Source organism: Neobacillus drentensis, from assembly GCF_036962765.1.
GTDB lineage: Bacteria > Bacillota > Bacilli > Bacillales > Cytobacillaceae > Neobacillus > Neobacillus drentensis_C.
In genome coordinates this window covers 1-2,012 of the sequence record NZ_JBALOS010000230.1, presented here as the reverse complement: position 1 = coordinate 2,012, position 2,012 = coordinate 1, and the positions used below count along the sequence as shown (strand labels likewise).

Here is a 2,012-nt window from a genome sequence, read left to right as displayed (position 1 = left end):
TAATTGAAAAATTAGGTCCAGTGTTGTCGTTGACATTAAACCGCCCAGAAAGTCTAAATGCGTTTAGCCCCGAGATGATTCTAGGATTAAAGGATGCGGTTACAATCGCTCAAACTGATGATGATATCCAAGTGGTTGTATTATCAGGGGCTGGCCGTTCCTTTAGTGCAGGCGGTGACGTAAAAACGATGGGGCAAGCAGGTTCTATTCAAGTTTACGAGCATATCGGAAAGCTTAATGAACTCATTTTGATGATGAAAGAAACAGAAAAGCCAATTATTGCCGCTGTCCATGGGTTTGCAGCAGGGGCAGGGTTTAATTTAGCGCTTGCCTGTGACTTAATTGTTGCTGCGGAGGAAAGTAAGTTTGCCCTCAGCTTTTCGCAGGTTGGATTAATCTCTGATGGAGGCGGTTCTTATTTGCTTCCGAGATTAATTGGACCGCATTTAGCGAAACAATTCTTCTTTACGGCAGAGCCGATCCCTGCAGAGCGTCTCTATCAACTAGGTGTGATTAATTATTTAGTTCCATTAGAAAAACTTCAGGAAGAAACAACAAAGTTCGCTTTAAAATTGGCTCATGGTCCTGGGAAAGCCTTTGGAAAACAAAAGAAATTGATCGATCAGTCATTTACGTCGTCACTTGAGGATATTCTTGAACAGGAGCGTTTGATCCAGACGTTAATGGTGCAAACAGCGGACCACAAAGAAGGAATTACCGCTTTTAAGGAAAAAAGAAAACCAGCATTTAAAGGGAAATAGGAGATGATAATGATGAAAGCAATCCGATTAACGGAATATGGTGGACCAGAAGTTTTACATTTAGTTGAAATGGATAAGCCAGTCCCAACTGGTCATGAAGTTTTAATTGAAATCAAGGCGATTGGTGTCAACTATGCAGACACAGCAAGGCGAGAGGGGCAGTATGTTGTCAAAACACCGCTGCCTTTCATCCCTGGTGCTGAAATAGCTGGCGTTGTCGCTGCAGTGGGCGAACAAGTGACCAAAGTAAAGACTGGAACAAGAATTGTTACTTTAATAGAATCAGGAGGATATGCAGAATATGCGTTAGCCGATGAGCGGTCTCTAATACCCATACCTGAACAATTAGATTTTCATACCGCTGTTGCCCTGCCGCTTCAGGGCTTAAGCGCTTACCATATATTAAAAACAATGGGCCGGTTAGAAAAGGGCGAAAGTGTTCTTGTCCATGCCGCAGCAGGTGGGGTTGGAACAATTGCAGTGCAGCTCGCCAAATTATTGGGTGCAGGGAAGGTCATTGCTACGGCAAGTTCTGATGAAAAATTGGCGTTAGCAAGAGAAATGGGTGCAGACGTCCTAATCAACTATACTGAGCAGGACTGGGAGCAGCAGGTTCTTGCAGCAACAGGCGGCAAAGGGGTAAATGTTGCCCTTGAAATGGTGGGTGGAGATGTTTTTAATAAAACAGTCAAATGTCTTGCAACGTTTGGACGTCTTGTTGTGTTCGGAGCAGCAAGCGGAGAACAGAGCCGCTTCTATCCGTCATCACTGATGGCCAGAAATCAATCTGTTATCGGCTTTTTCCTGCCGCAGATTATGAGAAAGCCAGAATTACTGCAGCCAAGTCTAGTCGAGTTACTTACATACCTCGGTGCAGGGAAATTAAAGCTCACCATTGGCGGCACATTCCCATTAGAGGATGCGGCGAAGGTTCATACCCTCCTGCAAGGACGGAAAACACAAGGGAAGTTAATTCTAGAACCGTAAATTGACCCAAATCATGGAGAACTGGCATCCCGTCTATATTTTTGAACATATCTTACCAACGATGCGTGAGAATGGAATCAACGAAAAACAAATCGACAAAATGCTTGGCATGAACGCAGTCTCCTTATTTGCAGGGGATTCAATTAAAGTGAACTAAACCATAGCAAGAGGACTTGAAGCTAATTCAAGCCTCTTTTTTTGTGGAAAAAGCACTAAATATTTTTAGCACCCTGTTGATTGGAGCCAACCGCACGCGCCTGGAGC

3 protein-coding genes are annotated in these 2,012 nt (G+C 44.0%); all 3 read left to right on the top strand.

Annotated features, from left to right (window positions below; translation table 11 throughout):
• The first annotated feature begins 2 nt into the window (after positions 1–2).
• The 3 genes from V7137_RS24215 to V7137_RS24205 are packed head-to-tail and all read left to right on the top strand — an operon-like array spanning position 3 to position 1,905.
• Positions 3–761 carry an enoyl-CoA hydratase/isomerase family protein gene (locus tag V7137_RS24215; protein ID WP_335700437.1) on the top strand — a complete coding sequence of 253 codons (759 nt, stop codon included), beginning with the start codon at positions 3–5 and terminating at the stop codon, positions 759–761.
• A 12-nt stretch (positions 762–773) separates the two neighbouring features.
• The gene (locus V7137_RS24210; RefSeq protein WP_335700436.1) at positions 774–1,748 is read left to right on the top strand and encodes a quinone oxidoreductase family protein; all 975 of its coding nucleotides are present in this window, start codon (positions 774–776) and stop codon (positions 1,746–1,748) included.
• A gap of 13 nt (positions 1,749–1,761) precedes the next feature.
• Positions 1,762–1,905: a hypothetical protein gene (locus V7137_RS24205; RefSeq protein WP_335700435.1), complete on the top strand. Its 144-nt coding sequence runs from the start codon at positions 1,762–1,764 to the stop codon at positions 1,903–1,905.
• Positions 1,906–2,012: the final 107 nt, after the last annotated feature.